A 17,060-nucleotide genomic window follows, 5' to 3' on the forward strand; every position below is an offset into this window, starting at 1 on the left:
GCTGGTTTCTTCCGCCGCCGCCGTGCTAAGATGAGTTGAACTGAATCAGACAAAAGAAAGTGGAGAGAGGCGTGAGAGAGTGGATTGGGATTTATTTTCATTATTTAAATCACTGATTCTGGGCTTCGTCGAAGGGATGACGGAATTTGCGCCGGTATCGTCGACCGGGCATATGATTATCGTCGACGATCTATGGTTGAAGTCGAAAGAGTTTTTGGGTTCTCCTTACGTGGCCAACACGTTTAAGGTCGTGATCCAGTTAGGCTCGATTTTGGCCGTCGTTATTTTGTTCCGCGAAAAGTTCTATGAACTGCTCGGATTGAAAGGACGGCATTCCGGCGCTCCCAAAGGCACGCCGAAACTGAACCTGCTGCATATCTTGGTCGGTCTGCTGCCTGCGACCGTGCTGGGTCTGCTGTTCGACGATTATATCGACGAGCATCTGTTTTCGCTCAAAACGGTATTATGGGCGCTGGTGGCCGGAGCGATCCTGATGATCGTGGCCGACCTCGTGATGCGCCGATCGAATCGTCGGGTGACCGAGAACGTGGACGAAATTACATACGGCAAAGCGCTCTCGATGGGGCTGTTCCAATGCTTGTCGCTATGGCCGGGTTTTTCGCGCTCGGGCGCGACGATCTCGGGCGGCGTGCTGGTCGGGATGAGCCACCGCGCTTCCGCCGATTTTACGTTCATCATGGCCGTGCCGATCATGGCGGGCGCAAGCCTGTTGTTCATCGTGAAAAACTGGGAGTACTTTACGATCGACGCGCTGCCGTACTTTATCGTCGGATTCATTAGCGCTTTCGTATTCGCGATCATCTCGATCCGCTTCTTCCTGAAGCTGATCAACCGGGTCAAGCTGATTCCGTTCGCGATCTATCGGATCGTGCTCGCGGCTATCATCTACCTGGTTTGGTTCTGATCGACGGGTAGAGGTATAATTGAAGCCTGTACGGCCTTTGAGGCCGTGCGGGCTTTTTCATATCGGAAAGGAGAGGAAGCGCATGACCGTCCCGCATCTGCTGAAAAACGTGCTCAAAAGCCTCGTGTTCGTGCTGTACTTTCCGATCTATCTGATTCAAACGGCATTCGGCTGGTTGTGGAACAAAGTGCTGGAACCGATAACGTCCTGGTTCATGCTGCGGATCGTAATGCCGATTACGGCTTGGGTCTGGCGATTTATGCTGGAGCCGCTGTGGCGGTACGTGTTTGAAATTCCGGGACGCTGGCTGTGGAAAAACCTGCTGAGGCCGCTGCTTCTTTTCATATGGAAAGGAATCGTCTATCCGTTTTTCTACTATATTCTTTATATTCCGCTTCGTTTTCTCTGGGTGTATCTGCTTCGGGGTTTTTACGTGCATATTTTGAAACCGGTGCTGCACGCTTGCGAGATTGCGGCGGTCTGGATCGGAAAAGCGTTGGCGGCCTTATGGCGCATGATCGTGGTTCGTCCGCTGCGATGGCTGTGGCGAACCGTTCTTTCGCCTCCGTTATCTTGGTTGAAAAAGGAAGTGCTGAAGCCGATCGCCGATCAATTCCGTCAATGGTTCGGTTAAAATGTTTACGATTCGGATACAATTCGGCGGCCTTTTCGAAATAAGGAATCTCTAAAATAAGGATTGCAGCAGGCGGAAGGCGGGAGAAAAGATACAGTTTTGACGCTTTTGCACAAAACAATAGCAAGCGGTTTAGTTTCGGGTAAAATAAGGCGAGGACGTTTCGCGAAACGTGAACATATGAGCAAATGAGGAAAAACGTGTCGATTTGTGCAACTTGTCTCGTATAGCTGACGTCTAAAGTAAAGAAGAGCGTCCGATTAAAGAATCGCATAAGCGCATGACGCACCAGAAGGGGGATCCACATGAAGAATTTGAGAAGATGGATGACGGCACTGACTTTGTTGGCCCTGTTTGTAGGAAGCTTTTCCTTTGCGGGAGCCGCGCAGGCTGCCGAAAGTACGGGGCAACTGATTATTATCAACAAAAAGACGAACCAATTGGCCTTTTTCGATAACGGCAAGTTGAACGCCACGTTCTCCGTAGCTACGGGCAAGACGAACGATTTGACGCCGGAAGGCAAATTCAAGATCGTCAACAAAATCAAAAACCGTCCTTACTATAAGGACAACATTCCGGGCGGCGATCCGAAGAACCCGCTGGGCGACCGTTGGTTGGGCCTTGAAGTGGGCAGCACGTACGGCACCACTTACGCGATCCACGGCAACAGCAACGAGAACTCGATCGGCAAGTACGTGAGCGCGGGCTGCATCCGCATGCACAACGAAGAGATTCGCGGGCTGTTCGAGAAAGTCGATAAAGGCACGTACGCCGTGATCACGACGTCGAGCTTGAGCTTCGAGCAAATCGCGGCCAACAACGGCTACTCGGTAAGCGGCAGCGGCGAATTCGCGGGCAGCGTATTCGTGAACGGCAAGCTGCAAAAGATGGACGACAAAATCATGAACATCAACTCGACGCTGTACGTGCCGCTGCGCGAAGGGTTCGAGATGCTGGGCGGAACAGTGAACTGGAATGCCAAAAACATGACGGTTACCGCGACGGTCGGCAAAAAAACGATCGTTCACACCGCGAAGTCCAAGACTGCGAAAGTGAACGGCAAGTCGGTTAACATGACGGCTTCGCGCTTCGTGGGCAACAAGTTGTACGTTCCGCTGCGCGACGTGTCCAAGCTGTCGGGATACACGGTGAAGTGGTATGGGAAAGAGAACGTCGTATCTCTGATCGCGCCGAAGTAAGGGCGCTGCGGGAGAAATTCGGTAAAGACGCTGTTTCGCTCGGAAAGCCTCCGGCTTTCCGGACTCAAAGGCGTCTTGACCTGAATTTCTCCCTCCGCTCCGCTGGGATTTCGGCAGGAGAATAACATTCTCGGTTTGGTAAAAGGGAAGGGATTCAGGCGGAATAGTCCTAAATCGCATTACGATGCATGAATGAGAAGAAATCGGAAGAACGAAGATCAAAAGGCTCGGTTTCCACTTCGGTGGGAGCGGGGCTTTTTTTGATTAAGTGGATATGTGCAGTTATTTTCGACAGTATGGGAAGAGGATCGGGGAATAAGTACATATATACAGTTAATACGTCTGGTTGTTGTGCTTTTGCGGGTATTCTCTTTGATTAACTGTATATATGTATTTAATTTTTCGGGATAGGGTGTTCAAGGCAAAATAGATGGACATATGCAGGTATCGGGTGAGTGGTTGAATCGCATCGTCTGTTTAACGGTATTTCCGTACCTGCACGAATTCGATCATCGGATGCAGGAACAGGCCGATCACGAGCAGGATCAGAAGGAAAGGCGATTGGGTGCCGTAGAACCATTGTTCGCTGACGCATGCAAGAAACAGCAGGGCGAGCAGGATGTAGTAGCCGATCATGCCGCTTTTTTCGGAGATGCGTTTTCCCAACTCCTCGTCTTGGCGGACGCCGTTGTCTTCTCCTTTGCGACCCCAAGTCACGGCGGAGAAGAACAGCATCAAGGTGGAGCCGATCGCGAGTATTTCGTTGAAGCCCGTAGGCTGCCCGGAGAATACCTTGTACAGCGTATAGCTGGTGATCATGACTGCGGTTGCTCCGGTAATCCAACTGAGGATGCGTTTGGTGGTCATGGTTTATTCCTTCCTTTCCGGAATGAAGCATTGCTCCATCGTGAGTCCGAGTATGCGTGCAAGGTCAAAGGCAAGCTGGAGGCCGGGATCATATTTGTCGTTTTCGATCGCGTTGATCGTTTGACGGCTGACGTCGCACAGTTCGGCCAAACGCCCCTGAGATAAGCCGAGTTGTTCCCGATGTTCTTTGATACGATTTTGCATGGCAGGACCGCTTTCTGTAGAGGATCAAAATACTGGAAAAAAGAGCAGCAAAGAAAAATCGAACATTTCAAGTGTAAAATATGTTTGACACATTGAGTGTAAATCAAAAAGAGCAGCCTGTAAAGAGTTTTTGACACCTGAACCTATTTTCAAACTTCGAATACGCTTCGCCAAGTTCGAAGATCCGCTGGAACTGTCTCTAGTAATTAACGCGGATATGCGTTACCGTAGAAGAATAGACATTAGGACGTGTCTTCAAGCCTGCCAACGCGTATCTTTTACTGCCTTTTCACCCTCAACTGCGCCACTCTTCCTTGACGTGCCCCGGCACGACTGCGGAAAAGTTCCTTGCCGAGAACGGAAATTCAGTAAAATCTACGCCCGTCGAGGTTTGAAGACACGCCCTAGGACGATCGTCGGTGAAGGGAGCAAAATGGAATGAGTCGCATTGTGGAAATCAGAGGAATACGTGTGGGCGAAGGCGTACCTAAAATATGCGTTTCGCTGACCGGACGAACGAAGGAGGAGCTGCGCGAGGAAGCCGAGCTGCTGCTGCGTACGACCGATTTGGATTTTGCGGAGTGGCGAGTAGATTTTTTTGAAAATGCGGATTCGGCAGAAGCCGTCCTTGAGCAGCTTGCGGAACTGCGCAATCTACTCGGAGATATTCCGCTGATCTTCACGTTTCGCAGTGCTCGTGAAGGCGGGCAGCGTGAACTGACTACAGAAGCATACACCCGCTTGAATCGCGAAGCCGCGGCTTCCGGTCATGCGGACGTAATCGATATCGAGCTGTTTACAGGAGACGAGGTCGTGCGCGAACTGACAGCCGAAGTGAAGCGTCTAGATGCTGTCTCGATTGTATCGAATCACGACTTCGACGCAACGCCTGCGCAGGCGGAACTGGTTTCACGGCTTCGCCGGGCACGCGAGCTTGGCGCAGACATTCCGAAGATAGCGGTAATGCCGCGGAATCCGGGAGATGTATTGACGCTGCTGGCTGCGACTTATGAAGTCAGTTCCGAGCAGCAGGGGCCGATCATTACGATGTCGATGGACAAGACGGGCGTGGTCAGCCGGATTGCCGGAGGAACTTTCGGGTCTGCGTTGACTTTCGGAGCGGCGAAGAACGTGTCTGCCCCCGGACAACTTGCGGTGGCGGAACTGAAAGGAATTTTGAACGCGTTGTACGCGTAATCCATTGGCGTCTGTATACTCGACGGGAATTCGTTTGCAATGCTTTGTCAAAGCGGGCGAATCCCCGTTTTTTATTTTCTCGATCCGCCCCTGATACCTTATCAACACTAAAAGTAAGGTTACGCCTGTCTGGGACCCACCTAAAGCGTGTGGGTTTCAGACAAACGTAATCCTCTGATTAAGAGTTGAAAGGGTCTTGAATTTAGGATGTTCAAAAAATAGATAAAACTTTGTGAAAAATGTTACTTTATTAAATTTAACCTTGTGATATATTGAACAAAGTAAAGAGAAGCTAATCATAAGGGGAGAAATCACACATGAAAAAAGCAGCAGCAGGCATGGGTCTGGTATTGGGTTTGGCACTTTTGGCAGGATGCGGAAGCAACGATGCCGCAACGGTAGAAACCCCGGCAGCAACGGAAACGCCGGCAGCAACGACGGATACGCCGGTCGCTGATGCGGCAACGAGTCCTTCGATCGTTAACGACAACGATGCGTTCCTGAACGCGATCAGCGCTAAGGGCACATGGATCATCGCGGTACTGAACGACATGACGATTGATCAGGATCTGGTTCTGGACGGACAATTCGAAAATAAAGGCGAACCGGCCCGCAAAATCGCGCTGTACGCGCAGGACGCCGACCGCAACGTAACGGCACGCTACACGCTGACCGCTCCGAAGCTGACGGTAAACAGCGAAAACGCGCGTATTCAAGGCGGAACGTTCAAAGGCGACGTGTACGTAACGGCTAACGGGTTCCAAGTCGTTGACGCTACGGTCGAAGGCAACCTGTACTTCTCGACGCAAGAACAACTGGACGCTTTCAAACTTGAAGACGGCGCGAAAGTAACGGGCGAAACGGCTGTAAAAGCGGAATAGTATGTTCTGAATTCTGATCATGCTCCCGGAAATCTCCGGTATAAGAAGCTCTGAACCGCATAGCGGTTCGGGGCTTTTTTATGTTGTATCAGCCTTCGCCATACTTATGCCCTAGAATCGACTGCGCGCGTGAGGCAAAATGAATGTAATCCATATTCGAGGAAATGAAGAACAGGAGGAACCCGACCATGACCGCAACTGATTCTGGCGTACTGTCCAACATCCAAGCCGAGCTCTCCCGGATCGAACGCGAGGAGAATGTCCGTATCCTGTACGCGTGCGAATCCGGCAGCCGCGCATGGGGATTTCCTTCGCGGGACAGCGATTACGACGTGCGTTTTCTATATGTGCATGAGCCTGATTGGTATTTATCCGTATTCGACCGTCGCGACGTGATCGAGCGGCCGATCAGCGATCTGCTAGACGTGAACGGCTGGGATCTGCGCAAAGCGCTGCGGCTGTTCCGTAAAAGCAATCCACCGCTGCTCGAATGGTTGCAGTCGCCGATCGTGTACAAAGATCAGCCGGAAGCGACGAATCAGATCCGCGGCTTGGCCGGGCTGTCTTTTTCCGCAAAAGCCTGTACGTTCCACTATCTGCACATGGCCCGCGGCAATTACCGGGACTATCTGCAAGGGGAGACGGTGCACAGCAAAAAGTATTTTTACGTACTGCGTCCGCTGCTCGCCTGTGCCTGGATCGAACGTTTCGAAAGTCTGCCGCCGATGGAGTTCGACACGCTCAAAGACACGATCCTGGAGCCCGGCGAACTTCGAACGGCAATCGACCGACTGTTGGAACGAAAAAAATCCGGCATCGAAATGAAAGCAGAGCCTCGGATCGGGGTTATTAATCAATATCTGGAAACTCAAATTTCTTATTATGAACAGCAAGCCCCGCGCATGCCGGATTCCGGACAGTCGGTCGACGATCGGCTTGATCCGTTATTTCTTTCCGTATTGCGAGCAGCCTGGAGGGAGACGTAAATCAATATGGCTATCGTCCAACTAAGCTCGACTCATCCCGACTTTTCTTTTTTAATCCGCAAAAATCCGTCGACCGGCATGTTGATCCGTCCGATCCGAAAAGGTCTGGCCTACGGTTGGTACAGCGATCCGCAGACGTTCAACGTGTATTTCAAAGACGCGGACAACGAAGTTTCGTACAAACGCAGCGAGCTGGAAGAGTTCGAGTATCTCAACGTTTCCCGTTATAACACGCCGCTGTTTCCGCTGAACGCGATCAACGAGTTTTTCTCGCATCCGCTAAAACCCGATGAACGGGATACGGACGGCGCGACTACGACGTTGTTCATCAATATGGTGCACATCGAGCGCGACCGCTACATTCACTTTTTTGCCAAACATCTGCCGGATATTGACTTCGAATTGACGCATCTGGCCCACAAAAGTTACTCGTTGAAAATGACGACCGAGCGCAATCTTCACTATCTGCTGCATGCGGCGAGCGTTTTGTTTTTATTCCTGTCCATGTTCGGCAAAGAATTTCTGGACGTCAGCGATGCGGTATTGGAAAAGTATGCGCGCAGCGTGAATATCATCGACGCGCCGTTTTATATCCGCAGCCTGTTCGTCCGCAATTTCCTCGGTTCCCGGTCGCGTTTCCGCAAATACGTCGGCGAGCTGGAACGGACGGAGCGCTACAAGATCGCGTTCGATTTCGGCGGCACGGCGTATCAGCGGCGCAGCATTATTTCCGAGCAGTTGGCGTTCGACAAATCCATTCTCGATATCGGCTGCGGCGAAGGCTTTTACGCGATGCCTTACGCCGACCGGATCAAGGACGACTACAGCTATTACGCGATCGACGTGAACGAGGAAGTGTTGGAGCAGACCGTCCGCAAAGCCGAAAGCAAAGAACTGGACAATCTGGTTCCGTTCGCTTCGCTGGAGCTGTTTTTGGAAACGTACAACGGCGAGCAGGTAGACGTCGTTCTGACCGAAGTCGTCGAACATATGGGCAAAGACGAAGCGGCGGCGCTGATCCGGCAGGTGCTGAATAAAGTGGACTTCGACCGTTTCGTGATCACGACGCCGAATGCCGATTTCAACCGTTTTTACGAGCTGGAAGGCATGCGGCACGACGATCACGATTGGGAGATGGAGCAGGCCGAGTTCCGGGCTTGGATCGAACAGTTGGCAAAAGGACGCGGATTGCACATGGAATGGCTGGAGATCGGCGACCGGGTCAACGACGTGACGACGACGCAGGGCGTATTGTTCGTGCGGGAAACCAAACTTGAATCGACGGGAAAAGGAGGAGAAAACAATGAGCGAATCCACGTCTAAAACGCTGGAAATCCGCACGAAAGTGCATACGGTATTGATGCTGGTCGGCCCGACGGAATGCGGAAAAACGACGTTTGCCGAACGCGTTCTGCTGCCCAAGCTGCGCCTGAAAAACGAAGAACGCGGTTTGCAAGGCAACGTGCAGCTGCTGGCGTCCGACCGAATCCGGCAGGAGATGCTCGGATACGATTACGACAAGTACGATTCGGTGATGCTGGAGGCGAGCGAGCAGACCTTTGCGCTGCTGTTCGAACGGTTGAAGCTGGCGACGACGTTCCCGATCAATGCCGAATTCGTGATCGTCGATACGACCGGACTGTCCGAAGATTTCCGTCAGCAGGTGCGTTCGATCGCGAAAGCCAACCATTACCGCGTGGAAGCCGTCGTGTTCGATTACCGCAAACGCAGCGACTATTACGCGTCCGAACGCTCCAAGCGGCTAATTTCGAACCATATCAACCGGCTGAAAAAAGAAGTGCTGCCGGTACTCGCGAGAGAACAGTACGACGCGGTTCACCGGATCAAGGCGAAAGATTTCGGAGAAACGGCCGTTCAGGAGATGGACGAGCCGACCCTGTACTCCGTTATCGTTGAAAATGAAGCGGAGTACGTCGACTGCATTCTGCCGCAAGGCCGCGATTATATCGTGATCGGCGACGTGCACGAAAGCGTGGACGCGCTTAAAGGCCTACTGCTCGACTACGGCTGCAAGCTGGATGGCGAACGGCTGATGCTGCCCGATAAATTAAAATGGACGACGTTCATCCTGGCGGGCGACTGGATCGACAAAGGCAAACAGACGCGCGATATCGTCGAGTTTTTGCACGCGAACCGGGAGCATTTCCTGTTCGTCAAAGGCAACCACGAGAACTTCGTTTACAAATACATGCGCGGCGAAATCGCGGGCGTGGACGGCGAACTGCTGGACAATTATTTCGATTCGATCCCGGTTCTGCAACAAGACGAAGCGCTGCGCGCGAAGTTCGACGAACTGGTGGAGGCGTCACAGCCTTTTTACCGCCGGATCGGCGTAGGCGAAGGTCAGCCGTCCTTTTACGTAACCCATGCGCCGTGCGAAAACAAATATATCGGCAAGCTGGATAACTACGCGCAGCGCCACCAGCGGACGTTCCGTTTAATGCCGGATGTGCCGAAAGAAGAACAATTGTCCTTTTTGCAGCGCGACGCGGTCGGCAATTATCCGTATCATCTGTTCGGTCACGTGGCGGCGAAGCAGGCGTTTCGTCTGCGCAACAAGCTGCATCTGGACACGGGAGCGGCGCACGGCAATTTGCTCACTTCGGTCAGCATGGGCTACAAGCCGTTTTTCAAATCGCATAAATCGTCGGTCGCCGGCGTGCCGGACGAGCTGCCGACATTGTTCCGCCAGGAACGACGTGTTCAGCCGCGCGAGTTGAGCGAGGACGACGTGCGCCGGTTGCGCTATATTTCTCGGCATAAGATCAACTTTATCTCGGGCACCATGTCTCCTTCGGACAAAGACATGAATGCGGAAGAACTCGAATCGCTGCGCCGCGGGCTGGATTATTTCCGGGGAAATGGCTTGAACGAAGTCATTTTGCAGCCGAAATACATGGGTTCGCGCTGTAATCTGTATCTGCATCGGAAAGCGGAAGAGAGCTTTGCGGTCAGTCGCAACGGCTACAAGATCAAGCAGGTCAACCTGACAACTGTGTACGAAAAATTGCTGGAGCGTTTCGGCGAATACATGAAGCAAAACGGTATCCGCATCCTGATTCTCGACGGAGAGTTGATGCCTTGGCATGCGCTGGGCGAAGGTCTGATCGAGCGCCAGTTCCGTCCGATCGGCGCGGCGCTGGACAGCGAGCTGTCATTCCTCAAGGAACACGGCTTCGAGCAGGCGCTCGACCGCTTAAGCGAAGACTACGACAACAGCGGCTTCGGGCAAGACCGGATTCACGATTCCAAAAGCAAGCTGATCGACAAATACGGCAACGGCGCTTATCAGAACTATAAATACGTGCACGAGATTCGCCAAGCGCGCATGCCGCTGAAAGCGCACGAAGAAGCTTATGCCGTATACGACCGTCAGCTCGGACTGTATGCGGGCGAAGGCGAAGCCGAGTACAAGCCGTTCGGACTGCTGAAGATCGTCTACGAAGACGGTCGGGAAGAGCTTCCAAGCGAAACGCGAAAACAGTCGGAGCTGTACGCTTGGCTGTCGGACGACGAAGCGCTAACGCTCGATTTGTCGGCGGAAGAAGCTTATGAACAGGCTTCCGACTTCTTCGGCAAGCTTACGCTGGATCGCGGCATGGAAGGCGTCGTCGTCAAGCCGGAGCTTCCGGCCGAAGGCGTCGCGCCCAACATGAAAATCCGCAACCGTGATTACTTGACGATCGTGTACGGCTACGATTACCGTTTCCCGCACAAATACGCCAAGCTCATCAAGCAAAAAAGCATCCAACGCAAGCTGCGCACCTCGATCGCCGAGCATAAGCTGGGACAGCGCATGCTGAACGTGCCGATCGACGAAATCTCGCCGGATCATCAGGAATACCGCGAAGCGGCGTCGGATCTGCTGTTCGAGGTGGCAGGAGAGAAAGAGATCGATCCGCGATTGTAAGGAATACGATCAAATTTTTCGAATCAAATCCTCGAAGGTTATATGCCAAGCAGAAATCATCCTATTTCAATAAGCATATAAAAAAGCCCCTCTTTCTCTTAAAAGAAAGAGGGGCTTGAACGTGTCGAGAAAGTCCAACGTAGCTGGAAGCGAGAAGACGGAGAGAGAAATTCAGTGAAAGACGCCTTTGAACTTGGAAAACTTCAACTAAAACTTTCAATCGACTTTTCCAAGTGAGACAGCGAATTGAACGAATTTCTCTCGGAGTCTTCTCGCTTCCCACGCCACGTGTCTTTCCCGAAACGCTAAGCCTATCTTGATTCGTTACTCACATGCCCCCTGCGAAGTCCGCTCCAGATCGATCTGCGGAGTCAGCGTAATCTCGAATGCACGCCACCAGATGAAGTCCGGGTCGTTCTGCGGAAGCACGACGCCGGCATATTGCGCAAAGCGCCAGTCGCGCGACTTCGGACCGGCTTCGCCCTGCGGAACGCCGAAGCGTCGAACCGCGCAGGTCGGAGCATCCGTGCCGATCCCGAAAGCGGGGGTCGCGGCCAGTTCGGCAGTAAGCGTCTGCATATCGGTACGCAGCAGTTGCACGAGGTAATCGTAATCCTGCGGCGTGTTGAAAATCTTCATGTTCTGATCGGCCGTCACGTTCGTATAAGGCGTACGAGCACGCGATTCCGTGCGGATATTCGCGATCTCGATCGTTTTGTATGAGTAATCTTTCAGGAAACGCTTGAACAGTAGCGAGCCGTGCGCATCCAGCGCAAGGCCGAGCGCCCGTTCCTGCGTTTCTTTTTTGAGGAAAAAGAAACGGGACAGCGCCATGCCGAGCGACATGCCGATCTTGTTGCCCGCGGTGTTCCAAGCGCTGTAGCCGAACAACGCGCCCGTCGCCGGAGAGTTCAGCAGTTCCGGGGTCACGACTACGCCTGCCGAGCCGCCGCGCGTAAAGTCCACGACCAGCGTCGGCAGCTTGGCCGCGCGGTTGTCTTCGATATGAGCAATCGCCGCACCGATCTGATCTTCGCTCGTGAGCGCGACCAGTTCCAGCTCGTAATCCGGGTTCGATACCGAACGACCGTCGCCCGTATACGTGCCGCCCGCGATCTCGATATGCCGCAGGATATTGGTATGCACATCCATGTATTCGTAGGTGTTTACGATCTCCGAGCCGTCGCGACCGAAGTAGCGAACGGCCACGACAGGTTTGAGCGGCTGCGTCGAATCTTTCGCATGCAGCTCGGCCGCCATGCGCGCCATCAGGGAATGGCCGAGACCGTCCGCGTCCGGCAGGATGATCGCGCGCTCCGGATTCTGTCCGCCGCTGCCGCCTAGCCATGCGTCGATATGGGCTTCGATCCAATCGATCTCGTTCGCCTGCACGCCTTGGGTCGAAGCGTCATCCACGCCGAAAGCGACGAAATCGACTCCGGCATCGCGTACCAGCGCTTCCAGCACATAGCGGTTGGTTTTGAATTTATGTTGGCGGGCATTGTAATACGTTTGCTTGTCGAAATGAACCGTATCTTCATAGCTGCTGCCGTCCGGCTGAAGATCGTAACCGCTAAGCACGGCATCGAATTCCGTTTGCGGAAGCCGAGGCTTCATCATCAGCGCACGCGATTCGGTATAGGCTTCGATGCTGAGGCTTTCGGCCATCGTGGTCGTCGCCAGCCGCATGACCGTATCCAGCAGGAAGATCGGCTTGTTCGGGTAATCGCGTTTCAATCCGGCAATGGTATCGAGCAGCGACGTCGTTTGCGGATCATAAGTCGGATAATCGGCTCCGCCGTCCGCCCGAAGGCGCCGGCTGCCGATCAGGCCTCCGTAAGCCAGCATATCGATCGAGATGATGAACCCGTCCGCCTCGGCCGCCTTGCTTTGCAAAAACTGCCCGGCCGCTGCCGGATCGCCGTAAACGGCGCCGCTTGTTCCCACCACTTCCGTGCCTGCGATTTCGCCCGTGTCGTCCATTCGATTGCGAATGATCGACGTGTTCGGCGTCACAACCTCCAGTCCTGCTGCATGTCCTTGCACGATTACGTCGTCGAGATTGGCCGGACGATCGTCCAGCGGGATGTATACGACTTTTTTCATCAGTATCGCTCCTTTGGCTTGGTTTGACGGCAGCCTGCAGAAACTTGCTGTTTTTCCGCCGTTACTTAATAAGGAGGAACGGAGGGACGTTTTACAACCGTTCGTCCAAATTTTTTTTGTAAAATCCCCTCTACCGATGTACGCCGCTTGTTTCGTAACGTTGTGCCTTTTTAGAAAATGGTTCTATCCAAATGGCAAAGGTTATAGTATAAATAATAAGAACATTTGTTCTGATTATAAAAATTAGAGGAGGGCGACAAAGAATGGAAGAAACCATCGACAACTATCGGCATGAACTTCAACGCACAGCTTGGCGGGTCGCTTATTATCAGAGAGAACACTATCGCAAAGAAGTCACAGGCATCGAAAACGAAAGTTTAAGGCGTCCGGCTGAACCGTGCTCGCGCGAAGTCGAACAGAGGATGAACGAATATATGGAATTGATTCCTTTTGACAAAGGCAGACAGGTGATCGAATCGATATTCATTGAAGGCAAGACCGAAGCGGAAACGGCGGAAAGCATGCAGATCAGCCAACAGGGGGTGAGCAAATGGAAACGAAAATCATTGGAGCATCTGCGCCGGACGTTGAATTCCCCTTACTGTTGAGACGTTCCCGCGCAGGCGATTCCGAAGCGCTGCGCCAAGTCGTCGAATTGCTGGAACCGGACATTGAGGAATTGAGCCGGCAGATGAGAATGGACCGAAGCGACGCCGCGCAGACGCTGCGAACGGAGCTGATCGGTTGGGTTTTGGGAGGGGAATGATCGGAGCCGACAATTTGATTTCCCATCCCTAACTTTTTGCTTGTTGTTTTCGTCTTTATAGAAGAAACGAAAATTTAAAGAAGTTGTTCAAAGAACATTTGATGGATTTGTCCGTAATCTTGATCATGTGGAACAATTCAAGAGTCTTGAACAAATTCGAATAGGCATACGTTTGAACGAAAGTCGGCTGATGGGATCGTCCAGAAGAGCGGAATGGAAGATCGTGAATATCGATTAATCGAGTTTGTTTTTCCATGGCCTAGGCGTTAAAATAAAACCAGAGATGATAGATTGATCTATCAAAAATAAACTGCGCATTTGTGCTTGTATTCTGTGAAGTGAGACGAGTGGTAGGGGGAATACGTCTTGGAAAAAGAACAGATGCCCGCCAAACAAGCCAAGTTGAATGCGATTTTGGATGCGGCAACGTCGTTGTTGGTGGAAAAACCGACGGCTTCGCTGAACGAAATCGCGGCGCGTGCCGGAATCGGAATCGCCACGCTGCATCGTTATGTGGAGAGCCGGGAGCAGTTAATGCTGCATTTGGGATTTCGGGCGATGGATGTTTTGCGGGAGGCTTTCGAATCGGTCGAAAAAGAGGCGTACGCTGCTGAGCGATACATTCCTCGATTGATCGAAACGCTGATTCCGCTCGGCGATCGGATTTACTTTTTGGCTCGGGATGCAACGGTCGATAACAATCCGGATATGGAGCATACGTACCGGGATATTCGCCAGCCTGTACTGGAAAAGATCGAGCTGCTTCAGCAGCAGCGGATTTTGCGGCAAGACTGCGATGCGGAGTGGGTCTGGAGCGTGACGGAATCGGTGCTTTTTCTGGCCTGGGAACGAATGGCCGGCGGGCATCTGACTGCAAGCTCGGCGGCTGCATTGGTGGAAAGCACGGTACGCAGGGGATTCGGAGTCGGCGAGCGTCAATCATAACGGATAATCAGGGGAGGAATGGCGATGAGTATCGAAACGGGAGTCGGACGCATCACGATGACGGAGAAAGTGCTGCACAAAATCGTGGCCGGAGCGGTGGTAGACACGGAGGGCGTAGCGTTGGGAACGGGCGATTCCGCTGATCTGTCGGAGCGTTTGCGCGCGGCGGGAAAAAGCGGCCGAATACTGCTGAAGGTGCTCGAAGACGGCGTGGACGTCGAACTGCGCATCGACGTGCGCTTCGGCGAACGGATTCAGGAAGTATGCCGCGAGCTTCGCAGCAATGTGGAGACTAGCGTCGAAAAGCTGGCCGGAATGCCGGTCGTGGCGGTCTCGATCATCGTCGAAGGATTGGTCGGCGCGCGAACGGATCGTTTTTAAAAGTATTCGGGGTTGAGCTTTTGCTTCTCGGGACACATAATAGACTCAGAACCTATACCGGAAATGGAGCGTCAACTTTGCGAACATTCAAAAAAGTGTATATCGAAATTACGAGCGTATGCAATCTGTCCTGCCACTTTTGTCCGCCGACGGAGCGTCAAGCCAAGTTCATCAAGCTGGAGACGTTCGAGCAGATTTTGGATAAGATCGACCCGCATACGAACCATATCTATTTGCACGTAAAAGGAGAACCGCTGCTGCATCCGAAGATCGATCTGCTGCTGGATGCGGCGCACGAGCGCGGCTTGAAAGTCAATATCACGACCAACGGCACGCTGATCAAGAAAAACCGCGACAAGCTGCTCGGCAAGCCGGCGCTGCGTCAGATGAACTTCTCGCTGCACAGTTTCGACGGTCATGCGGGCTCGACGGATCGCGACGGTTATCTGAACGAGATTTTGTCGTTCGTGCGCGAAGCGTCCGAGCATGACGTGTCCGGCAAGATGTTGTTCTCGTTCCGGCTTTGGAATCTGACCGAGGACAATATGACGAATGCCGCGCGCAGCCGCAACCGCGAGACGCTGGAACTGATCGAGCGCGAATACAACCTGGATTACCGGATCGAGGAAAAGGTAGAGCGGGGCAAAGGGCTGAAAGTGTCCCGTAACGTCTACCTGAATCAGGATCACGAGTTCCAATGGCCGAGCTTGAGCGCGCCGGAAGACGACGGAAAAGGCTTCTGTCACGCGCTGCGCAACCATGCGGCGATCTTGGTCGACGGGACGGTCGTGCCTTGCTGTCTCGACGGGGAAGGCGTGATGAAGCTCGGCAACGTGTTGGAGCAGGAGTTTTCCGAGATCGTGGAAAGCAAGCGCGCCAATGATATCGTGTACGGGTTCTCGCGCCGCGAAGCGGTCGAGGAGTTGTGCCGGAAGTGCGGGTATCGGACGCGGTTTGGAGCGTGACGAGGCGCTGCGGGAAAAATTCGTTCAAAGCGCTATCTCACCCGGAGATTCAGGAGCGGCATGTATGCCGCTCCTGAATCTCCGGGTTCAAAGGCGTTTTGAACTGAATTTTTCCCTCCGCTGGGCACGCTCGTTTTTTAAAAGTAAGGAAGTTCAAAAGATAAAACCGCTCGAAAGGCGGTTTTTTTGTATATCTGAATACATAAACAAAATGCATAAACAAAAGGAGCGGAAAGATGGAGCAGAAGGTGATTTTGGAGTTGATGACGGAGGAAGAGTTTGGTGTTTATCGGGCGCGTTCGGTCGTGGAGTATGCGGAGGATAAGGTTAAGGCGGGGAGTTGGACGGAAGAGGAAGCGTTGAAGCTTTCGGAGGAGACGTATCGGAAGTATTTGCCGGACGGGATACATAGCAAAGAGCAGTATTTGTATACGGTGCGCGAAGGAAAAGGTGGAGCGAATATCGGGAGTGTTTGGCTTGATGTTTCGGACAAGCCGACGGGAGTACGGGCTTTTTTGTATGACATCATTATTGAAGAAGCATATCAGGGCAAAGGGTTCGGGCAGGCGACGATGAGGGCGCTTGACGAGACGGCGCGTTTGCTGGGAGCGGTGACGATCGGGTTGCATGTATTCGGTCATAACCAAACGGCGCTGCATGTGTACCAGAAAGCCGGATATGCGATCACGGATTATACGATGGCCAAAAAGCTGTGAAAACAGCCCGGATTTTGTGCTTGGCCCTGAGCCGCGGCCGGGTCGGATGCGCACTCTGACGAATACGATCGAAGTTTGTTGAGCCAGCTGAAACTTTTAACGGATCGAGCTGACGCTTAGAGGCTGTTTTGAGCGGTTTGAAAATTCTAACGGATTCAGGTGATGCTTAGAACAGGAATTGGCTTGATTTTTTTGGCAAAAGCAATGAAAAAAGCGGCTAACGGATATGTGATCCGTTAAAATCGCGAAGAGGGTTGATTTCGTCTTCTGAGGGACATAGGATCCGTTAGCCGAGCCGAGCCGAGCCGAGCCGAGCCGAGCCGAGCCGAGCCGAGCCGAGCCGAGCCGAGCCGAGCC

17 protein-coding genes are annotated in these 17,060 nt (G+C 52.9%); 14 read left to right on the forward strand and 3 right to left on the reverse strand.

The annotated features are described in order from the left end of the window. The first annotated feature begins 79 nt into the window (after window positions 1-79). The 3 genes from HRQ63_RS23040 (at window position 80) to HRQ63_RS23050 (ending at window position 2,758) form a co-directional block, all read left to right on the forward strand. A complete protein-coding gene (locus HRQ63_RS23040; protein ID WP_172247501.1) occupies window positions 80-925 on the forward strand; it encodes an undecaprenyl-diphosphate phosphatase in 846 nt (281 codons plus the stop codon). A gap of 82 nt (window positions 926-1,007) precedes the next feature. Beyond that, window positions 1,008-1,559: a hypothetical protein gene (locus tag HRQ63_RS23045; RefSeq protein WP_172247502.1), complete on the forward strand. Its 552-nt coding sequence runs from the start codon at window positions 1,008-1,010 to the stop codon at window positions 1,557-1,559. 305 nt (window positions 1,560-1,864) lie between these two features. Then, a complete protein-coding gene (locus tag HRQ63_RS23050; RefSeq protein ID WP_216674044.1) occupies window positions 1,865-2,758 on the forward strand; it encodes a L,D-transpeptidase family protein in 894 nt (297 codons plus the stop codon). Between the two features lie 477 nt (window positions 2,759-3,235). Here HRQ63_RS23050 and HRQ63_RS23055 read toward each other — a convergent pair whose 3' ends face one another. Beyond that, window positions 3,236-3,625 carry a hypothetical protein gene (locus HRQ63_RS23055; protein ID WP_172247503.1) on the reverse strand — a complete coding sequence of 130 codons (390 nt, stop codon included), beginning with the start codon at window positions 3,623-3,625 and terminating at the stop codon, window positions 3,236-3,238. Window positions 3,626-3,628: 3 nt separating this feature from the next. Next, window positions 3,629-3,829 carry a helix-turn-helix transcriptional regulator gene (locus HRQ63_RS23060; RefSeq protein WP_037284238.1) on the reverse strand — a complete coding sequence of 67 codons (201 nt, stop codon included), beginning with the start codon at window positions 3,827-3,829 and terminating at the stop codon, window positions 3,629-3,631. Window positions 3,830-4,267: 438 nt separating this feature from the next. Here HRQ63_RS23060 and aroD point away from each other — a divergent pair, with 438 nt between their 5' ends. The 5 genes from aroD to HRQ63_RS23085 all read left to right on the forward strand — a co-directional run bounded on the left by aroD (window position 4,268) and on the right by HRQ63_RS23085 (window position 10,824). Next, entirely contained in the window at window positions 4,268-5,026 is a 759-nt protein-coding gene (gene aroD / locus HRQ63_RS23065) for a type I 3-dehydroquinate dehydratase (RefSeq protein WP_172247504.1), read from the forward strand. A gap of 317 nt (window positions 5,027-5,343) precedes the next feature. Continuing rightward, entirely contained in the window at window positions 5,344-5,907 is a 564-nt protein-coding gene (locus tag HRQ63_RS23070; protein ID WP_172247505.1) for a hypothetical protein, read from the forward strand. A gap of 188 nt (window positions 5,908-6,095) precedes the next feature. Further along, entirely contained in the window at window positions 6,096-6,893 is a 798-nt protein-coding gene (locus tag HRQ63_RS23075) for a nucleotidyltransferase domain-containing protein (protein ID WP_172247506.1), read from the forward strand. 6 nt (window positions 6,894-6,899) lie between these two features. After that, window positions 6,900-8,216: a class I SAM-dependent methyltransferase gene (locus HRQ63_RS23080; RefSeq protein WP_172247507.1), complete on the forward strand. Its 1,317-nt coding sequence runs from the start codon at window positions 6,900-6,902 to the stop codon at window positions 8,214-8,216. 4 nt (window positions 8,217-8,220) lie between these two features. Then, window positions 8,221-10,824 (forward strand): AAA family ATPase, encoded by a 2,604-nt coding sequence (locus HRQ63_RS23085; RefSeq protein WP_172247529.1) that lies wholly within the window; start codon window positions 8,221-8,223, stop codon window positions 10,822-10,824. A gap of 324 nt (window positions 10,825-11,148) precedes the next feature. Here HRQ63_RS23085 and HRQ63_RS23090 read toward each other — a convergent pair whose 3' ends face one another. Beyond that, complete coding sequence (locus tag HRQ63_RS23090; protein WP_172247508.1) at window positions 11,149-12,930, reverse strand: DUF4127 family protein; 1,782 nt, start codon at window positions 12,928-12,930, stop codon at window positions 11,149-11,151. A 263-nt stretch (window positions 12,931-13,193) separates the two neighbouring features. Between HRQ63_RS23090 and HRQ63_RS23095 the strand changes: the two genes are divergently transcribed. From HRQ63_RS23095 to HRQ63_RS23120, 6 genes are all read left to right on the forward strand, one after another. Further along, entirely contained in the window at window positions 13,194-13,538 is a 345-nt protein-coding gene (locus HRQ63_RS23095; RefSeq protein WP_172247509.1) for a sigma factor-like helix-turn-helix DNA-binding protein, read from the forward strand. Beyond that, window positions 13,481-13,696 (forward strand): hypothetical protein, encoded by a 216-nt coding sequence (locus tag HRQ63_RS23100; RefSeq protein WP_172247510.1) that lies wholly within the window; start codon window positions 13,481-13,483, stop codon window positions 13,694-13,696. Before HRQ63_RS23095 ends, HRQ63_RS23100 begins: the two co-directional genes overlap by 58 nt. A gap of 366 nt (window positions 13,697-14,062) precedes the next feature. After that, window positions 14,063-14,641: a TetR/AcrR family transcriptional regulator gene (locus tag HRQ63_RS23105; protein ID WP_172247511.1), complete on the forward strand. Its 579-nt coding sequence runs from the start codon at window positions 14,063-14,065 to the stop codon at window positions 14,639-14,641. A gap of 24 nt (window positions 14,642-14,665) precedes the next feature. After that, entirely contained in the window at window positions 14,666-15,022 is a 357-nt protein-coding gene (locus tag HRQ63_RS23110) for an Asp23/Gls24 family envelope stress response protein (protein WP_172247512.1), read from the forward strand. A gap of 77 nt (window positions 15,023-15,099) precedes the next feature. Then, window positions 15,100-15,987 carry a radical SAM/SPASM domain-containing protein gene (locus HRQ63_RS23115; RefSeq protein WP_172247513.1) on the forward strand — a complete coding sequence of 296 codons (888 nt, stop codon included), beginning with the start codon at window positions 15,100-15,102 and terminating at the stop codon, window positions 15,985-15,987. Between the two features lie 236 nt (window positions 15,988-16,223). Continuing rightward, entirely contained in the window at window positions 16,224-16,703 is a 480-nt protein-coding gene (locus HRQ63_RS23120) for a GNAT family N-acetyltransferase (protein ID WP_172247514.1), read from the forward strand. Window positions 16,704-17,060: the final 357 nt, after the last annotated feature.

The organism is Saccharibacillus endophyticus (assembly GCF_013185185.1).
Classification (GTDB): domain Bacteria; phylum Bacillota; class Bacilli; order Paenibacillales; family Paenibacillaceae; genus Saccharibacillus; species Saccharibacillus endophyticus.

Excerpts from the sequence above, each read along its gene's own strand:
- HRQ63_RS23045 (WP_172247502.1), top strand. The coding sequence starts at position 1,008 with ATGACCGTCCCGCATCTGCTGAAAAACGTGCTCAAAAGCCTCGTGTTC.
- HRQ63_RS23050 (WP_216674044.1), top strand. The coding sequence starts at position 1,865 with ATGAAGAATTTGAGAAGATGGATGACGGCACTGACTTTGTTGGCCCTG.
- HRQ63_RS23055 (WP_172247503.1), bottom strand. The coding sequence starts at position 3,625 with ATGACCACCAAACGCATCCTCAGTTGGATTACCGGAGCAACCGCAGTC.
- HRQ63_RS23060 (WP_037284238.1), bottom strand. The coding sequence starts at position 3,829 with ATGCAAAATCGTATCAAAGAACATCGGGAACAACTCGGCTTATCTCAG.
- aroD (WP_172247504.1), top strand. The coding sequence starts at position 4,268 with ATGAGTCGCATTGTGGAAATCAGAGGAATACGTGTGGGCGAAGGCGTA.
- HRQ63_RS23070 (WP_172247505.1), top strand. The coding sequence starts at position 5,344 with ATGAAAAAAGCAGCAGCAGGCATGGGTCTGGTATTGGGTTTGGCACTT.
- HRQ63_RS23075 (WP_172247506.1), top strand. The coding sequence starts at position 6,096 with ATGACCGCAACTGATTCTGGCGTACTGTCCAACATCCAAGCCGAGCTC.
- HRQ63_RS23080 (WP_172247507.1), top strand. The coding sequence starts at position 6,900 with ATGGCTATCGTCCAACTAAGCTCGACTCATCCCGACTTTTCTTTTTTA.
- HRQ63_RS23090 (WP_172247508.1), bottom strand. The coding sequence starts at position 12,930 with ATGAAAAAAGTCGTATACATCCCGCTGGACGATCGTCCGGCCAATCTC.
- HRQ63_RS23095 (WP_172247509.1), top strand. The coding sequence starts at position 13,194 with ATGGAAGAAACCATCGACAACTATCGGCATGAACTTCAACGCACAGCT.
- HRQ63_RS23100 (WP_172247510.1), top strand. The coding sequence starts at position 13,481 with ATGGAAACGAAAATCATTGGAGCATCTGCGCCGGACGTTGAATTCCCC.
- HRQ63_RS23110 (WP_172247512.1), top strand. The coding sequence starts at position 14,666 with ATGAGTATCGAAACGGGAGTCGGACGCATCACGATGACGGAGAAAGTG.
- HRQ63_RS23120 (WP_172247514.1), top strand. The coding sequence starts at position 16,224 with ATGGAGCAGAAGGTGATTTTGGAGTTGATGACGGAGGAAGAGTTTGGT.